Origin of the sequence: Pseudomonas sp. NPDC087612 (genome assembly GCF_044743505.1) — a bacterium.
Classification (GTDB): domain Bacteria; phylum Pseudomonadota; class Gammaproteobacteria; order Pseudomonadales; family Pseudomonadaceae; genus Aquipseudomonas.
In genome coordinates, this window is record NZ_JBIUWO010000009.1 from 25,703 (window position 1) to 41,594 (window position 15,892).

Consider the following 15,892-nt stretch of genomic DNA (forward strand, 5'->3'; position numbering starts at 1 on the left):
GCTCAGCCTCCCTCAGGCTTATGATTGATTTGCATGCGAGCGGCCGCTTTGTCAGCGAGCCAGGCCCAACCGATGAGACCGACGCCCGCAGTAATGAATGCCGCGGGCACATTGATCAGAGCGACGCCGGCGACCAGCGAGCCGAAGCCAACCAGGCCAGCAACCCACGCAGCGATTGCGATGCTGTTCAAACTCCAACTCCTTCGTCGTATATGGAACTGCCGTTGCTTCCGGATGACGCAGCGCCGCTGATGCCCGTGGCCATGATCGCGGCGATGATGCCGTCGATCCGACCTGTCGCCTTCGCCTTGTCTGCTTTGCGGTTGTTCGCAGGGTCGGAAACGATTACCGCGTTGCCGGCACACCACGTCATTACCGGATTGCCGTCATGACGCAGCGACTCCACCGCTTCTGCCGAGACCGCATCGTCAAAGAATTCCTCGGCTTCATCTTCAGGTCCCGGCTGAAGCTCCGTCATTCCCAGCAAACGCCGCTCAAACTCATCCACTGCAGGCCCCATGTCCTTGAAGCCCTGACCGAACTCGACGAGTTCCGGCAGCGTGATGTCGTACTCGACCATGAGCTGACGCATGTCTTCAATCCGCCAACGGTCAAATGCAATCTTGTCGACCTGGAAGAAATCGCAGATCGTCTGCATCCTGCGCAGCACGTGCAACTTGCTGATCGCACGCCCAGGGGTTGTTTCTAGATCCCGCGATTTGATCCACGCGGCGTAAGGCACCTTGTCGCGGACTTCTCGCTTGTCCAGCTCGTGGTCAGGAATCCAGAAGTACGGGAGCAGCCGCCAGTGCGGATCCTCATAGGTCGGATAGAACAGCAAAACGAACGATGTCAGGTCGGTCGTACTGGACAGATCCAGGCCACCAACGCTGGGACGATTGCGCAGCAGCGACATCGGCACGCGCTCTTCAGCCTGGCTCCAGACATCCCACGAGATCCAGGGCGACTCTGCGCCGGTCCATTCACAGAAGTTCAGGCGGCGCACCATTGCCTCCTTGCTCGGCATGCCTCGCGCCTCTGTGACCTGCTCTCGCAAGTACTTCATGCCTGGGAGGTCGGCGTCTTGCAGCGATGGGTTTGATTTGAACCAACAGCTCTCATCCCTGATGGGATCATCGCCCTCATCAAGCGAGCAGATGTAGGCGAAAAAGCCGTCATCGATCAATGATCCCGCTGCCACCCTATTGCCGTATTCGTGGTATTCCCAGCACGGCCCGCGCTTGTTGGAGCCGCTGTTGGTGATCATGAAGATCAATGCCTGCTTACGGCTTTTTGTGCCGGCTCGCATCATCTCCACGACCATGTTGGTCTTGTGCTCGTGCACCTCGTCGATCAGTGCCATGTGCGGCCTTGGGCCGGACTGGCCATCATCTGAACTGATCGGGCGAAAGAATGACCCCGACTTGAGGTAAGCCAGGTTCCAGATGTTTTGGCCGGTGCCGCTACAGGCGAGGCGCTTGGTCAGCTCCGGCGACTGCTGGACCATCGCAACGGCATCTCGGAACAGGATCATTGCCTGATCCTTCTTGGTCGCGGCCGCATAGATTTCGGCGCGCGCCTCATTGTCGCTGACCAGTCCTTTCAGCCCGACGCCGGCGGCCAAGGGAGACTTGCCCGAGCCCTTTCCGCTCTCGACATACACAACGCGAAAGCGACGATACCCATCCTCGGACTTCCAACCAAAGATGCTGCCGACGATGAATTTCTGCCAGGGCAGCAGCTCGAACGGCAGTCCTTCGAACTCCCCACCATTGAGCTTCAGAACAGTGCGATAGAAGCGAATGGCCTTGTTGGCCTCTTCCAGATCCCAGATCAGCCCGCGCTTAGGTCCTTCCTTTAGATCCCGAAGATGGCGAGCGCATGCGTTTCGGATGTCAGGCCCCGCTATCCGCTGGCCGGAATGCACTTCCTCGGCATACTGGGTCGCCGGATCTTCAACCGAAGAACTCCGCGAACTGGTCTTCTTTCTGCTCATCGTCTTTCACTTGGACCTTGGATCGAGCGGCCGGAGTCAGGCCGAACTCGACCAGGTAGCTTTTGAAGCGACGGTCGACGTCGGCCAGCATGGCAACTGCCGGGTTCGCCTTGAGTACCAGCTCACCTTGAGTGCTGGTGGTTTCGTAGGTGCGCCCCTGTGCATCGACCAGGTCGCGCAGGGCAAGAATTTCGGCGTAGCAATCACAGAGCCGCTCCAGCGCGAAGCCATCGGCTTCAGTGAGCACCCCCATGCGATCCAGCAGAACCGTGAGGCGTCCCCATGCGACCTGGCCTTCACTGCTCAAATGTCCTGGCGCGCTGGGGATACGCTTCGCAGGCTTGGGTTCGTTCTTGTTGATCGGACGCTTACCAGGATTCCCTCTGACAAGCTTCAGCTCCGTCGGAGTGGGTCGTCTCCCGGCCATTTTTTGCTCTCAAAAAAAAACATTTCATTTCGCGGCCTTGCACAAAGAGGGGGGCGAACGGTCAGGGAAGGGCTCGCAAAAAACTTTTTAACCCCCCTACCCTCTGGGATGGGGCCCTGTAGCGCCCGGAGGCTTTCAGGAGGGCCGATTCCAGTGGTGCCGTGGGTCCAGCGGCCTGCCGCTGACGTCGCAACCAGCCTCACGCCCTGACTTCTCCAGGCGCTGCTTGTAGGAGCTGTGGCAGTTGGTGCACAGCGACTGCCAGTTGGTCCGATCCCAGAATAGAACCATGTCGCCGCGGTGCGGCTGGATATGGTCGACGACGTTGGCTGGCTTGTTCAGGCCTGACTGCTGACACCTGACGCAGAGCGGATACTTGCGTAGCCACCCCTCGCGAGCCTGCTGCCAGCGATAGCCATATGGGCTCGGGGTCTTGCCTTGATCGGCGAGGGCCATGTGTCAGCCCTCCGCTTTCTTGCTCATGAAGCGATCCGAATACTCGCGCAGCTTCTCGACGCCCATGAAGCCAACCATGCAGCCAGCGAAGACGGAGAGGTTCGGCGGCAGCGCGAAGTACTCTAGGACGGGCAGCAAGCTTATTGCGATCAGGCCGCAAATAGCGCCCTCAAGAACGACTTTGCGACCTCGACCACCGCCGTAGATCACTCGGCACATAGCAACCGCAGCGGCAATGCCACCTGTATAGAGCTGAGGCTGATGTGCTACCAACCAGGCAAGCGCGGCGGCCCACAGGCCAGGATCCTTCTCGGGCATGTTTGGCATCTCGATTCCTCCCGTTTCTGGGAGCTAAAATGTAAAAACCCGCACTAGGCGGGTTTCAGAGTGAAATGTCTGATGACTTAGAAGAGGCCCTTGGCCCCTGCAAGCCTTAACAGTAACGCGCAAGCGACCTTTCCATTTTCGCTCTGCCCGCGAATCACAGAACTTTCGACAATTGGCCTGTCGATATCAAAGATGTCGTCCCCATCAACCAGCTTTAGGACCTCCAGCAACCGCTCGGCGTTAGCCTCGTCTTGGGCATCTGACGCTCGGTTCGGACAATAGGTATCCAGGAACTCACCAACTGTAAGTGGGCATTTCTGCTGGAAGAAACTAATCATTTCGCGAAGATTTTTAAGGCTGTCCTTGTCAATCATGTAGGCACTCTAGGTTGGTGGATGGCTTGAGTGACAAAAGATTGGGTCAGTGATGGCGAATTACAAGCACAAAAAAACCCGACACTATGGCCGGGCTTTCGGTGATCACTCCTCAACACGTGTAGGAATGACAGGATGGGTTAATATTCGGTCATGCGGCCATACGGTGTCAACCCTTTAAAGTACTAATCCGCAGGGTGCCTTACCGCCCGTCCCATCGCGATACATTCATGAGGACGAAGGCCGCTCCGGTCCTGGTCTTTGAAGAATCCGATCAGGTCAGGCAGGCCGCGCTCCAATCGCTGAGCGATTCGATGCGCATCGTGGAAGAACTCCCACGTGCAGGCGTGGAATTTCGGGTTAAGCAGCTTTAGCGCATCGCCAATACCTTGCGTCCACCGGAAGTTTACCCAATCGGTGTAGTGCAGAAGGTTGTTCAGATCTTGTGCCTGGAACTCGTCCAAGACAAATCTACCCAGCTTGCGCTCCTCCTTCGGCAGCCATTCGCCCTCGAGGGCGTATGCCGCAATAAAGTTGCGCGCGGCGTCGAGCTGGTCAGCCGGAATGTCGGCAGCGGATCGCACCCCAAATGCGGCGTGAGTTTGCGACCAAATCTTGGCAGTAGCGCGGCGCTGGATTGCCGCGGGGAGGCTCGAAACCTTGCCCTTCACTACGGCACCGAGCATATGGAATCCATCAGTGCCGATGGTCTGGCCGATCAAGGTGTTCATCTTGCCTTCGCTGTCCTCGAAGCGGCCATGTTTGCGAATCGCTGGAAGGACTTCGACAGTGACCCATTTCTTGAAGCGCTTGGCCTCTGCCTTACGGCTGCGCATGATCGCCGAATACAGACCAGATTCGTTGATAGCCAGCATTTCCTGGACTCCGCCAAGGGTACTCACAATCTGAGTACCCTTCTCATCGTCGTCGAGGTTGAGCGTGTAATCAAAGACTAACCTCCAAGCCCGGCCAAGCGCCGGGCTTTTCATTCCACAGGACTAACGGATGGCAAAATCAGCTCAGGAACGAGCCGCTCTTCTGCGCCAGGCCGCAATCGATGGGCGGAGCGCCCCGGATGACCTGTTCGGTATGCGAACGTCCGTTCATGAGGCATTCGAGGGCGCCGGGGCTGACAGCAGCCGAGTCTGTGCCCTTCTGCTCTCTTCGCGCCCACCCATTTCAGAGTGGGACTGCTGTCGACTGGAGATGATGGCTAGCCAGATCGATCTAGAGCCTGGCGCTTTCGAGGACCGCCTATTTGGATTGTGTGAAATGGTGCGGTTCGTTATGCCCGACTAAGCAAGCGGCTCCGACGCAAAAAGCCCAGCGCGGGGCTGGGCTTCAGTCAAGGTTTTCGTACAGGAACCATCTCCGCAGCGCCGCCAACGTCGGACGTTTCGTGCTCTTACCTCCCAGTCCTAAACCCTTGCGCGTGAGGCGACATTGTCGGCATCGCTTAACAGCGGCACCTTAGAGTGAACACCAGAGTAGCAGAACTCGTACCACGGAAATGTCGATTGCCAAAATGCATGCGACTCATCATCAATTTCGAGTTGAACGCTAGTGAATCCGTTTGCAAGCCTGAGCAACTTCCAAGACGCGACCGCCTTTTTTCCAATGCCTCGAAGCCTGTGCTCGGGGAAGATGAACATCCTGAAAATCTCAAGTGTAGGCCACCCTCGCTCAACGATGTATCCTACCGACTCATTGTCAGCCTTAATTTCAAAGCACACCTCACGCCATTGCTCCCATGCGTTTTCACCGCTGCAGACCTGCAGCATCTCCCTGCCAGATACCTGGTCTAGTCTCGCCTGCAGGGCTTTCCTTTGCTCCGGATCAGTCAATACTACTTGGACGTGGCGAGCTGGTAGCTTTTCTTTAGAGTTCATGGTCTCCCTCCATTTAATCCAAGACTCTACCTGCCCGCCGCCCACCTATCCAGCTGGACGAAAACCCAGTAACCGGAGACGTCATCTCCGTAGTAGTGTTGCGCCTTCCAAGCACAGCCAAGCGGTACCCGCCCCCTAACCAAAGGAGCAAGTGCGATGAGAGATGTAAGCGATTTAAAGCCAGATCCGGACAATCCTGGCTGGTTCCTTGGATTTGTAGTTGTAAATCCAGAGACGAATGTTGCCTACGACATCTACCCAGGGCAAATCGAAGCATTCCAAGAAGCAAAGCGTCTTGGAGGTGGCTTTAAGTCACTAGGGGGACGTTATTGCCCTGAGCTTCACGAGTATTGGTACTCTCAGTCAATTCTGTTGCGTTAACTCAAGAATTAGCAGTGACACTGCCCCTTCGCAGTCAAAGCCAGATGCAAAAAGCCCAGCGCGGGGCTGGGCTCTTTAATCAGCGTTCCGTCGTCAATTGCTCACCGGACATGTCTTTGTAAGCATCTTGCTCCGTGATGCGAGTGACCTTCTCGACCTGAGCTTTGACAAGCTTGCCAGCCCTGGTTTTCGTAACCAAGTGCAGCATTACAACCTTTCCACCCCATTCCGCCTCTTGGATGGCATCCAAAATTGCATCTGAGACGAACGAGCCATCTTTAGGGAGGGTTGCTGTGATTTCGGTTTTGCGAACCACGTCGTACAGCGATAGCTTGTACTCGGCGCTCGACTTGTGATCAACCCCTTGAATTCTGAACACACCAGCAATGCGGTCCTCTACCGACACATTGCGCGGTGTCTTGCTCAGCTCTTCAACGGCTGGGCCCGACAGGTCGACTCCCTGGACGCTGATAGAGTCGGAGTCCTTGGTAGCTGCAATCAACTTATTGTAAGTGCCTGCCATGTGCTCCGAAATCGTTTGGACCTGAGGAGCGTGCTGAACCACCATACCCATCAAGTTAGCGTATCGCTCAGACGAAGCATCTGAGACATCTTTGACAAGCTCCAGCGTTCTCATTCGCTCGTCACGCTCGGCAGCAGATTCGATTTTGGCTAGCTCAGCTTTCCTTGCCTCTGACTGGTGCTCGAGATGGTTGCTGTATCCAAGATAGCCAAACGCCATGGCTCCAAGCGCAAGAAACGTAATCAGCTTGTGCCTTGAATCCATGTTTTTGAACCCCTCACATAATCCAGCTGTGATGGCGGAGGCCTGCTCCTCCAGCTTAGCAACGAACCCTGAGCTGCCTTCACGAACCTCCACGAGAATCTTCAGATCATCACGATCAGCATTCGTTAATCTCTTGCTGGAATCCGAGTAGCGAACCAGCGCGAACGACTTGTTGATGGTCTTCTGAAGGTCAAGGAAAGACTCCATCAGTTCAGGAGTGATGGTGGAGTGGTAGCGCTCGCCTTTGACGTGCATCTCAAAACGAGGCCAATCCTTGAACTCAACGTCCGGTGCCGGAAGGTCAGGATCTCGTAAAAGAGTCTCCAGCAAAGCCAGCGCTGACTCATCGTTGTCAATTACTACCGTGCCCATCCTAGGTCTCCCCATCGCGATGGGTCGGCACACTACCATAGTGCCATTACGAATTCCCAGCGTTCAGACAGGCGCCCTGTCCACCCATCCACCCTGGACGGAGAGCCAGTAACCAGCCCGGACGGGGCCGTAGTGACGTTGTATCACGCGACTAGCCGCTCGTATCCACTACCGGAAGCCCATGAACCATGTCCGCCAACTTTTCCGGCCCGCCAATCCTAGGCCGCCGTTGAGATAAGAGGCAAACAGCAACCACGCACTCAAAGGGCGCCGACCTTGAATCAAAACCCTGGCGTTCACGCGACATTTCTTATCGCAAGTCCTTCGTAGTCTAGAATGGCGCCGGCAGCCTCCAGTGCCTCGCTCACCATGGCTTCCAGCACATCCTCGATACCCTTTCTCCAGCGCCGACGAGTGCGCTCTGGGCGCGCCTCGGGATCCCAGCGGTTGATGTCGTAGAACTCGGCCGGCAACATGATCATGTCGCTGGACCGCTTACCCCCGATGCCCTTCAGTTTCGGAATGGCCCAGGCCGTCACCGCGCTGACGATGAACAGGTGCGGCGCATGAGACGCCACTAGCGGATGCAGGCGCCCGATGGACTGGACCTTCCGCCCTTTGTGGGTGCTGTACTTCGCCACCAGGGCATCCCAGTGCCGGGGCTTCAGTTGGCTGTGCAGCCGAGCGAACACCCAGCAATCCGCATCGCGGCGAGTGATGCCGTCGTATTCCACCGACCGGCTCAGCGTGGCCAGGTCATGGCCGTCCTCGCTCCCAGGCTGATACAGCTTCTGCCAGGCCTGTTTGCTGGTGTTGTCGATCGCTTCCGCTGCGAGGGCCGAAACGACCGCCGCCAGTACGCTGCTGTAAACCATGTCCTTCCCTCAATCCCCGGTGTAGTTGGTGCCGCCGGCGCCGAGCCGGTTGCTTCCCTGATATCCCGCCTCAGGCCCGCCGGCCTGGGGTCTTTTCAATTGCTCGATCCGCCCGAGGGCGGCTCGCAAGTTCATACCGAGCTGAGCCACCAACTCCCCCAACGGCATAGCCTGATTGGTCCAGCGATCAATCCAGCCGGAGGCGCTGCAGGCATCGCAGGACAGCTCGTGAAATACGCCTTGCACTACCCCGCGGCCTTGGCACTTCGGGCACTCAGCGAGCTTGATCATGTGTTTCTTGAAGGACGGCCCATGGCTCTTCTCTGTCATTTCGAATCCTCGCTATTAACAATTTTCGGAATTGCCTTGCAGGCCACGTCGTTCAAGGGCTGCCCAGGGTTTTGCGAATCTTCATATTGGGCGCCTGTCAGGTTGTGAACCGCGTTAAATCCACGCTCATCTAACCAGGCGTGCCACTTCTTCAGTGCGACTAGACGCTGCTCCCGGGCCTGGGTGTTGATGTAGGTCGAGGCGATCTTGCCCAGCGAATGGTTCAGCAGCATCTCGCCGATATGGCCGTCGATGCCCAGGTCAGTCCAGGCCGTGCGGGCCACCTTGCGCAGGTCGTGGCTGGTCCACTCACCCTGGCCCAGGCGGGTGAACACGGCGCTGGCCTGACCCTCGCTCAGTGCACGGCCACGCCGCGACGGGAACAGGTAGATGCCCTCATAACCCTGGGCAATCTGGGCGGCGCGGTACCGGCTCAGCATGGCCTTGGTCTGGGCGGTCAGCGGCAACCGGTGCTCGGTGCGGGTCTTGGTGTGCTCGGCCGGAATGAACCACTCGCTGTCGGCCATCGAGATATCGGACCAGCGCGCCAGACGGGTCTCCCCCACCCGGGTGCCGTGGCACAGCATCATCAGCGCGAGCATGGCCTCGCAGGGTTCGCTGTAGAACAAGGCGGCCAGCATGGGCACCAGTTCGACCAGGTGCACGCCGCGCAGCCGGGCAGGCTTGGGCATGATCCGGGCCTTGGTGAAGTCGACGAACTTCAGCGCGGCCATGGGGTTGGCGCCGATCAGCCCCAGCTTATGGGCCTGGCGGAATGCGACCACCAGCAGGCCGAACAGTTGGCGCACGTAGGACAGCGAAAGCACTTCCTGCGCGGGCCACATCAGCAGCTTGTCCAGCTCAGGTGCCGACACGGCCCGAATCGGCAGGTCGGCCAGCCGTGGTTTCAGGTGGCAGGCGATGGCCGACTTGGCGCCGGTCTTGCGCTTGGCCGATAACGATCGGTCGCGGCTCATGCGGTCGCTGTACCAGTCGAGCAGTTGGCCCACGGTGGACAGGCCGCCCAGGGCAACAGCGGCGTCCGGGTCACGCAGCAGGCGCTGACGCAGCGCAGGCAGCTCAGCCAGCACCGCGGCGGCGCCCAGCTCGGGATAACGGGCAATCTGGTTCCAGGCCTTGCCCTTGACCAGGTACCACGACCCGCGCTGCCGGTCCTGGCCGAATCGCAGGTAAAGGCCAGGGTGACGCGGGTCGCGCAGGTCATGCACGGCGGGGTCGGCGGCCTGCCGGCGGATTTCGGCGTCGGTGAACTTCACAGCGCGAGTCTTGCTCATGCCACCGCCCTCGTCTGCGGCTGCAGCAGATAGGCGCGGATCGCTTCAATCGCATCAATGGAGCCCCGGCAGACGATCGCCAGATAGCCCTGGTCAAGCAGCGCCTGGATGTAAGCGTCCTGGCTCGGCGACACTGCGGCGTCGAATGGCGGTTTGGCCTTGAACTCGATGTACAAACCGAAGTGCCCGCCGCGCGCCATGGGCAGCACCAGGTCGGGAACGCCAGCCTTCACGCCCTGAGCCTTGAGCTTGGCAGCAACTGCTTTCACCCGGTGCCCGCCATTCGGGACGTGATAGGTCAGCTTGTAGGCCTCAGGGAAGCGCAACTTCAGCTCCTGCATCAGCGAGGCCTGCTCCAGGCCTTCACGGTCTACCGGCTTGGCCCGGGTCTTCTTGCCTGGGAAGAGTGGTGGCGGATTTCGAGCCGGAGGTTTCTGGCTGTTCATGCGTTCTGGCCCCACAGAAACCCAACAAGCCCCATCGCGTCCGCGATTGCAACAATCATCCAGAAGGAGGCCGTAGCGTCACTCGGCCCCATGCCAACCTGGCAAAGAGCGGCCGCGAGACCCACGACCAAAACACACATCAGGGTGAAGAAAATCGAATTACTCATGCCGCGATCACCCCCTCGCGGATCAGCAGGGCCTGGGTGCGCATGACGCCCTCGGCGTGATACTGGCGCGCGGTCTCGCGATCAACGATGTTGCTGCGGCCATCGCAGGCGTCGTGGCAGGCGCTGCAGGCATGGGCGCCCTGCAGGTCGTTCGGTTTCATGCCGACGCCACAGGTGCCGGCCATGCGGTAATGGGCCAGCACGGTGGTGTTGGGGTCGCCGTTGCAGGCACCCGGAATGCGCACCTGGCATTCCCGGCCGCGGGCGGCTTTGGTCAACTTGGATTGCTTCATGAGCGTTCGTCCTTGTGGAGATCGATGACGGTAAAGGTGGTCGGCCACATGCGCAGGCCGTGCAGGTTCGCCGACTGTTCGTCGCGATACAGGGCCACGGGTGGATGTGGTTGGCTGGAGAGGTCCAGCAGGTGCCCACGGGCGTACAGAGCCCAGCGGTACTCAGTCAGATCTGGCGGAAGCAGCATCGAATCGCCCATCAGAAGCGATCCTTGTTGGCATAGCGGCCGGCCAAGCTGGTGACCTTCTCCGCCTGCGCCTTCGGTGCTGGAGCCCAGCCCGCCGCGAGGTTTTCGAAACGGTTGTATTGACCCAGGAAGGCAGTGCGAACGGTTCCAGTCTCAACGTCACGGCCTTTGCCGATGATGATCTCGGCAATGCCCTTGGCCTCGGTGTTTTCGTGATAGACCTCGTCGCGGTAGACGAACAGGATTACGTCAGCGTCCTGCTCGATTGCGCCGGACTCGCGCAGGTCAGACGGCACTGGGCGCTTGTTCGGGCGCTCTTCACACTTCCGGGAAAGCTGGCTCAGCAGCACCACAGGAATGCCTAGCTCCCCGGCCAGTAACTTGCAGCCTCGGCTGATGCTGCTGACTTCCTCGGTTCGGTTGCCACCATCCCCCTCGACCAACTGCAGGTAGTCGATCATCAGCAGGTCCAGGCCGTACCGCATCTTGTGCCGACGCGCCAGGGACCGAATGCGCCCAATCGAAGAACCCGCCTTGTCGGCGATGAACAGCGATGCGTGTTGAATGACTCCTGCGGCCGCTGAAAGCTCAGCGCCATGGTCTTGACAGGCGGTACCGTTCTTCACAAGCGTCAGCGGAATTCGCCCCTCCGACGCCACCAGTCGATCAATGAGCTGCCCCTTGTTCATCTCCAGACTGACAACCAGAGCTGACTTTTTCTGGCGGATGGCGGCCTCACCAACGAACCCCATGGCCAGCGTGGTCTTGCCCATGGCTGGGCGCCCTGCTACCACGTACAGATGATCGGGCTGCAGCCCACCCAGTTTGTCGTCCAGGTCTTTCAGTCCGGTAGAAATGCCGATCAGGGTCTCACCGCGCGCGTGCCGGTCGTGCCGCTCCTGCCAGACATCAATCTGATCGGCCATCACATCGCCTGCTTTGACAATGTCGTCGTCGCCTGCCCCGCAGTCAATCGACATGGCGGCAGCCTGGACAGCTGCGATCTTGGTCTGGACATCCTCCGAGCCCTGGGCAATTTCCATGGCCTGCTCGCCCAGGCTGTACAGGGCGCGTTCAATCGCTCTTTCCCGCACGATGCCCGCGTAGGTCTTGGCGCTGGCCACGCTCGGCGTGTTGTCCACGATCTCGGCGCAGTACGCCAAGGCCCGGTCACCATTCGGCAAGTTACCGATCTGCTCGCCAACAGTCAGGAAATCCACAGCCTTGCCGGTGGCTCGGACGGCCATGATTCCCCGGAACACTTCAGCGTTCTCGACGAAGTAGAACGACTCAGGCGAGAGGTCGTCGCTCAGGGTGTCGATCAGTTCGGGGCGGATCATCATCGCGCCCAGAAGGCCGTGTTCGGCTTCAATGCTGTACGGATCACGCATGGTAATTTCCCTCTACCACTTTGACGAAGTTAGTTGGCGCGACAAGCCAGTCGAAGTTGCAGCGGAACGGCTTGTTGTCACGCCCCCCTACCCGGCCCATCAGCCACTCGCTGGCCTGGACCATGCCGAAGAAGTCGCGCCAGAAATCGAGATCCTGGTGGACAGGGCTCTCAGCCCATCGCGCCTGAATCTTCGACTTGCGATCTTTGTTGACCAGGACAACACGAGGCAGCTCAGGCAGCAGCTCGTTGAACAGCTCGACGATCTGATCGACCGGGGCTTGGTTCGAGCCTTCGCGGGTGCTCGTGGATACTCCTGACGGTTCCTTGATGGTTCCCTTACGGTTCTGGGGGCAGGAGGTGCCGGGGTGAGGGGCATCTGGTGCCGGGGTGGTCGGCATATCCTGCCGGGGTAGGTCGGCATTTGGTGCCGGGGGGCATTTGGTGCCGGGGTCGTAGCTGTATGGGCTTACCGTGTACCAAGTTGAGCGCCCTGCCCGCATGTGCGCAGTGAGAATTTTGACCTCTTCGAGCCAACGCAACGCATTGCGGACAGCGCGCTCAGACAGACAGGTACGCTCAGCAATGCGAGCCACTGACGGCCAGCAGACGCCTTCGTCGTTGGCATTGTCGGCCAGTGAAATTAGGACTGCCTTTTGCGCAGGGCTCATTCCCTGCAATGGCCAGCAAACGCTCATCACGATGGTGCTCACATAGCACCTCTCGACCTGATCACCTGACGCGTCAGATTTGGCGCAATGGCAGAACATGACGCGGGAGGGTGGGTGTTGCCTGTATCGAATGGGGTGTGCATAATCTGGCTTCTCTAGTTTTGCAGATCAGCCGACATTGCCCGTCGGCTTTTTTGTGCCTGCGATTCAGGCGTTATGGGCGTCCGGCACATCCGTGGTAGCTTTTTGCTTCCACACGAAAAGGCCATCGGAGGCCGGACCAATGAAGCATTTGAGCTACGACGCCGTATGGAGAGAAAGACTGGAGGCTTGCGCCCAGGCCCAGGCGCCAGAAGGAGCGACCCTTACGGATCGCGACTTTCGGAATGCGGCTTACGCAGTTTTCCCTGGATACCTCTTGTTCTGCTTTTGCGAGAACTTCAGAAGTCAGCACGCAACCCGTTGGCAGAAATTTGAAGGCCTTGCCCCAGCTCATCTGCATCTCATTGAGAAGCATCACTGGCTTCCCGATCAGGTTGCGGCTCTTGACGAAACGCAACTTGTGCAGCTTCTTCACAAAGAACTGGCAGAGCTTCGCCTTCCTGAACAAGCTCACCAGAAGTTGATTCGGGACTTCCAATACCTGGGTATTCAGGATCTCCATCTAAACCAGCCTGATTAACTCTCTCGTGATAATCCGCCATGGCTTTGTTGGCTAGGCGGATCCGGGCCAGTTCAGCCTCCAAAGCGATTTCTTTTGCTTTCGAGGAGAGGCTTGTAGGCCAGACAACGAGCGGATTTCCGCCAGCTTCCAAAGCGGCAAAGCCAGCAAGAATCTGCTTAGCCGCTTCGACTGGAGTGCCAGTCGCTCGCGAGGCAACCGCATAAAGTGCGATTTCTCGTGCTTGCGGCTCAAGCATTGCCCATCCCTCACCCTGAATCACTCTGCCCATCACTTTCTCCTACTGGTTAAATTCACAGCTAAACCTGATCACTACTGGCGTAATGCTGGGTAGTCGATAATTCATCTGGTCAGGCGACCGAGGACAGCTCTGGCCAAATCGCCTGCCAGTCATCTGGTCGAAGCGATTGGCGTGTGATCAGTCCTTGGGTTTCCCGCTCAAGGTTCGCGGCAACCATGGCGGAGGCCTGCTTGTTGCCGTAAGCGATCTGCTTCAGGTAGCCGCGAGTGGTCCCGGTCCGTGCGATAACGTCATTTGGAACGGACTTGAGCCAATCCAGCATTTGCGTGTTCTTGATTCGCATCACGAATCTCCTCTGTAATGCCTGATTATTACCGCCCGGTAACCATTAAATCAATACCACATGGTCATTTACCAAAGAGTAATAACCGTCAGAGAATCGCCGCATGGACATACGCGAAGTGCGCAGGCACAACCTAAAGAAGTTGATGGATGACAAATTCGGTCCCGGGGCCCGAGGAGCTCAGTCACGTCTGGCGGAAATGCTCGGGAAGCCACAGAACCTTTTGTCCAGGTATCTAGCACCACCTGAAAAATCTGGTTCCAAGACCATCGGAGAAGACTTCGCTCGCGAGGTTGAGGCTGCTTTCGAGCTCCCCCGATACGGTCTCGATCACCCACTTGTAAGCAACAGCCGTGGCGAGATCGGAAGCAACGTAGAGCAAGGCCCGCCAATCATCTCCCCCACTCGAAGGATCGAAATCGTGGGCACGGCCCAGCTTGGAAACGATGGCTACTGGGTTGGGCTTGACACTGCCGACGGGTGGGTGGAGACATGGTCGAGGGACGAAGACGCCTATGCTCTGCGCCTGAAGGGCGACTCAATGGCTCCCGCGATTCGCAGCGGCTGGATCGCAGTGTGTGAGCCAAATCACCGATTGGTGCCGGGTGAATACGTCATGGTCACGACCACTGACGGCCAGAGCATGGTCAAAGAGCTTCTTTTTGAGAACGAAGAAGGCGTGAACCTTGCGTCGGTTAACTCGGCATACGGCGAACGCCGAGTGATCGCTTGGACAGGCATCGAGAAAATCCATTACGTGGGCAACATCCTGGCGCCAAGCAAAGTGCTTGGCCGCTTTTGAGAGATGAAGCCATGCCCCTATCCAAGCCCAACCAAGACCTTCGCCGCGACCTCCAAGGCCTTGCCTCTGACATGAAGTGGTCAGCAGTCGAGCTGATGCGGGTAGCTGAGCGGCTGAGCCAGGCCGGAAACGAAGCTGACGCCCAGGCAGTGATCAGGATCTGCCAGGTGATGCAGGCTGGGGAAGATCGGCTGGCGGCTTATGGGGATGAGGTGAAGGCGGAGCGGATTGAGCGGAAAAGGGCTGAGTGAGATAGCGGTGCTGGATTCTTAGAGGGTATGCCCAGCAGCGTAACGGGCACACTATTTCAATTGTCAGGGATAAGCGACATGGATGTAACGCCTGAGAATAGGCTTCATTTTGAGCTTAAAAACGTTCTCCCAGTTGCGGTGGACGACTACGCCGCGAGCCTGCAGGCGCTTGCCGAAGAGTACAGGCGGTACCTGGCAGCGTTTGAGTCTCCAGAGGACAGCGCCGCAACTAAAATGTACGTTCAGGAAATACGCAGCGGCAGCATCATCAACGAGCTTGTTCCCTACGCAGTCGGAGTTCTGCCGCTTCTGGATGTGGCGAAAACCGTTAGCGAGTACTCTGATTATCTGAAAGCGATATTTGATTGGGCTTTAGGTAAAGTAAGCACTAAGCCTGCGCTTGCTGATGAGCAACACACGTTGAAAAGCATCGTCAGGATCATGGAGCCAACAGCTAAGGATCAGGGTGCCCAGATGAATATCGGCGTGATGAATTTTCACCAGGGAGTGACGGTGAATATATCCTTGAGCGCAATGGAAGCCAATGCAGCTCAAAACTTCCTGTACCGGCATCTAACTCCTCAGCCCAAAGAGACGATCACTGGCGACCATAATTATGTTGCCCTGAAGTGGTTTCAGACTAGGAACGAGCTCAAGAACAAAACCGGCGACAAGGCGCGCATAGAAAGCATTTCGCCCGAGCCAGTGAAGGTACTATTCGGAACCGATGATCTGAAGAATCGAATGGTCATTAACGAGACCAACATCTACCAGAAAGCTTTCATAGTTGACGTGCATGTCGAGACCGTTGATGGAAAACCGATCCTCTACGTAGTGAAGGGCTTGCACGAAACACTCGATATAGCGTCGTAGTCCCAGCCCGACCACGACCCAAGCTTTTCGTACCCG

23 protein-coding genes are annotated in these 15,892 nt (G+C 58.0%); 4 read left to right on the forward strand and 19 right to left on the reverse strand.

Annotated features, from left to right (window positions below; translation table 11 throughout):
* Positions 1–2: 2 nt before the first annotated feature.
* From ACIOVF_RS18985 to ACIOVF_RS19020, 8 genes are all read right to left on the reverse strand, one after another.
* Positions 3–191: a hypothetical protein gene (locus ACIOVF_RS18985; RefSeq protein ID WP_045201445.1), complete on the reverse strand. Its 189-nt coding sequence runs from the start codon at positions 189–191 to the stop codon at positions 3–5.
* Positions 188–1,996: a terminase large subunit gene (locus tag ACIOVF_RS18990; RefSeq protein ID WP_401291503.1), complete on the reverse strand. Its 1,809-nt coding sequence runs from the start codon at positions 1,994–1,996 to the stop codon at positions 188–190. Before ACIOVF_RS18990 ends, ACIOVF_RS18985 begins: the two co-directional genes overlap by 4 nt.
* Positions 1,956–2,303 carry a phage terminase small subunit P27 family gene (locus ACIOVF_RS18995; RefSeq protein ID WP_235376713.1) on the reverse strand — a complete coding sequence of 116 codons (348 nt, stop codon included), beginning with the start codon at positions 2,301–2,303 and terminating at the stop codon, positions 1,956–1,958. The genes ACIOVF_RS18990 and ACIOVF_RS18995 overlap by 41 nt, the downstream gene beginning before the upstream one ends.
* 255 nt (positions 2,304–2,558) lie before the next feature.
* On the reverse strand, positions 2,559–2,879 hold the full coding sequence (locus ACIOVF_RS19000; protein WP_401291508.1) for an HNH endonuclease: 321 nt from the start codon (positions 2,877–2,879) through the stop codon (positions 2,559–2,561).
* Positions 2,880–2,882: 3 nt separating this feature from the next.
* Positions 2,883–3,197 (reverse strand): phage holin, lambda family, encoded by a 315-nt coding sequence (locus tag ACIOVF_RS19005; protein WP_401291511.1) that lies wholly within the window; start codon positions 3,195–3,197, stop codon positions 2,883–2,885.
* Positions 3,198–3,283: 86 nt separating this feature from the next.
* Entirely contained in the window at positions 3,284–3,580 is a 297-nt protein-coding gene (locus ACIOVF_RS19010) for a hypothetical protein (protein ID WP_401291514.1), read from the reverse strand.
* A gap of 185 nt (positions 3,581–3,765) precedes the next feature.
* Positions 3,766–4,455 (reverse strand): Bro-N domain-containing protein, encoded by a 690-nt coding sequence (locus tag ACIOVF_RS19015; protein ID WP_401291517.1) that lies wholly within the window; start codon positions 4,453–4,455, stop codon positions 3,766–3,768.
* Between the two features lie 543 nt (positions 4,456–4,998).
* Positions 4,999–5,469, reverse strand: coding sequence for a GNAT family N-acetyltransferase (locus ACIOVF_RS19020; RefSeq protein ID WP_401291520.1), 471 nt, complete (start codon positions 5,467–5,469; stop codon positions 4,999–5,001).
* A gap of 156 nt (positions 5,470–5,625) precedes the next feature.
* On the opposite strand from ACIOVF_RS19020, the gene ACIOVF_RS19025 reads away from it, so the two are divergent.
* A complete protein-coding gene (locus ACIOVF_RS19025; protein ID WP_401291523.1) occupies positions 5,626–5,850 on the forward strand; it encodes a hypothetical protein in 225 nt (74 codons plus the stop codon).
* Positions 5,851–5,929: 79 nt separating this feature from the next.
* Here the strand turns inward: ACIOVF_RS19025 and ACIOVF_RS19030 are convergent, their stop codons facing one another.
* The 11 genes from ACIOVF_RS19030 to ACIOVF_RS19080 form a co-directional block, all read right to left on the reverse strand.
* Positions 5,930–7,009 (reverse strand): hypothetical protein, encoded by a 1,080-nt coding sequence (locus tag ACIOVF_RS19030; RefSeq protein ID WP_401291526.1) that lies wholly within the window; start codon positions 7,007–7,009, stop codon positions 5,930–5,932.
* 296 nt (positions 7,010–7,305) lie between these two features.
* Positions 7,306–7,884, reverse strand: coding sequence for a hypothetical protein (locus ACIOVF_RS19035; RefSeq protein WP_401291529.1), 579 nt, complete (start codon positions 7,882–7,884; stop codon positions 7,306–7,308).
* Positions 7,885–7,893: 9 nt separating this feature from the next.
* Entirely contained in the window at positions 7,894–8,214 is a 321-nt protein-coding gene (locus ACIOVF_RS19040) for a hypothetical protein (RefSeq protein WP_401291532.1), read from the reverse strand.
* Complete coding sequence (locus ACIOVF_RS19045; RefSeq protein ID WP_401291535.1) at positions 8,211–9,509, reverse strand: tyrosine-type recombinase/integrase; 1,299 nt, start codon at positions 9,507–9,509, stop codon at positions 8,211–8,213. The genes ACIOVF_RS19040 and ACIOVF_RS19045 overlap by 4 nt, the downstream gene beginning before the upstream one ends.
* Positions 9,506–9,955, reverse strand: coding sequence for a VRR-NUC domain-containing protein (locus tag ACIOVF_RS19050; RefSeq protein WP_258702504.1), 450 nt, complete (start codon positions 9,953–9,955; stop codon positions 9,506–9,508). The genes ACIOVF_RS19045 and ACIOVF_RS19050 overlap by 4 nt, the downstream gene beginning before the upstream one ends.
* 163 nt (positions 9,956–10,118) lie before the next feature.
* Positions 10,119–10,415, reverse strand: coding sequence for a DUF1364 domain-containing protein (locus ACIOVF_RS19055; RefSeq protein ID WP_401291538.1), 297 nt, complete (start codon positions 10,413–10,415; stop codon positions 10,119–10,121).
* Positions 10,412–10,603: a hypothetical protein gene (locus ACIOVF_RS19060; protein WP_401291541.1), complete on the reverse strand. Its 192-nt coding sequence runs from the start codon at positions 10,601–10,603 to the stop codon at positions 10,412–10,414. The genes ACIOVF_RS19055 and ACIOVF_RS19060 overlap by 4 nt, the downstream gene beginning before the upstream one ends.
* A gap of 11 nt (positions 10,604–10,614) precedes the next feature.
* Positions 10,615–11,994: a replicative DNA helicase gene (gene dnaB / locus ACIOVF_RS19065; RefSeq protein ID WP_401291544.1), complete on the reverse strand. Its 1,380-nt coding sequence runs from the start codon at positions 11,992–11,994 to the stop codon at positions 10,615–10,617.
* A complete protein-coding gene (locus tag ACIOVF_RS19070) occupies positions 11,987–12,706 on the reverse strand; it encodes a helix-turn-helix domain-containing protein (RefSeq protein WP_401291547.1) in 720 nt (239 codons plus the stop codon). Before ACIOVF_RS19070 ends, dnaB begins: the two co-directional genes overlap by 8 nt.
* A gap of 461 nt (positions 12,707–13,167) precedes the next feature.
* Positions 13,168–13,617 carry a hypothetical protein gene (locus ACIOVF_RS19075; protein WP_401291550.1) on the reverse strand — a complete coding sequence of 150 codons (450 nt, stop codon included), beginning with the start codon at positions 13,615–13,617 and terminating at the stop codon, positions 13,168–13,170.
* Positions 13,618–13,696: 79 nt separating this feature from the next.
* A complete protein-coding gene (locus tag ACIOVF_RS19080) occupies positions 13,697–13,930 on the reverse strand; it encodes a transcriptional regulator (protein WP_401291553.1) in 234 nt (77 codons plus the stop codon).
* Between the two features lie 103 nt (positions 13,931–14,033).
* Between ACIOVF_RS19080 and ACIOVF_RS19085 the strand changes: the two genes are divergently transcribed.
* The 3 genes from ACIOVF_RS19085 to ACIOVF_RS19095 all read left to right on the forward strand — a co-directional run bounded on the left by ACIOVF_RS19085 (position 14,034) and on the right by ACIOVF_RS19095 (position 15,856).
* Positions 14,034–14,732, forward strand: a complete 699-nt coding sequence (locus ACIOVF_RS19085; RefSeq protein WP_401291556.1) for a S24 family peptidase — start codon at positions 14,034–14,036, stop codon at positions 14,730–14,732.
* Between the two features lie 11 nt (positions 14,733–14,743).
* On the forward strand, positions 14,744–14,983 hold the full coding sequence (locus tag ACIOVF_RS19090) for a hypothetical protein (RefSeq protein ID WP_401291559.1): 240 nt from the start codon (positions 14,744–14,746) through the stop codon (positions 14,981–14,983).
* A 78-nt stretch (positions 14,984–15,061) separates the two neighbouring features.
* Positions 15,062–15,856 (forward strand): hypothetical protein, encoded by a 795-nt coding sequence (locus ACIOVF_RS19095; RefSeq protein WP_401291562.1) that lies wholly within the window; start codon positions 15,062–15,064, stop codon positions 15,854–15,856.
* The last annotated feature ends 36 nt before the right edge of the window (positions 15,857–15,892 follow it).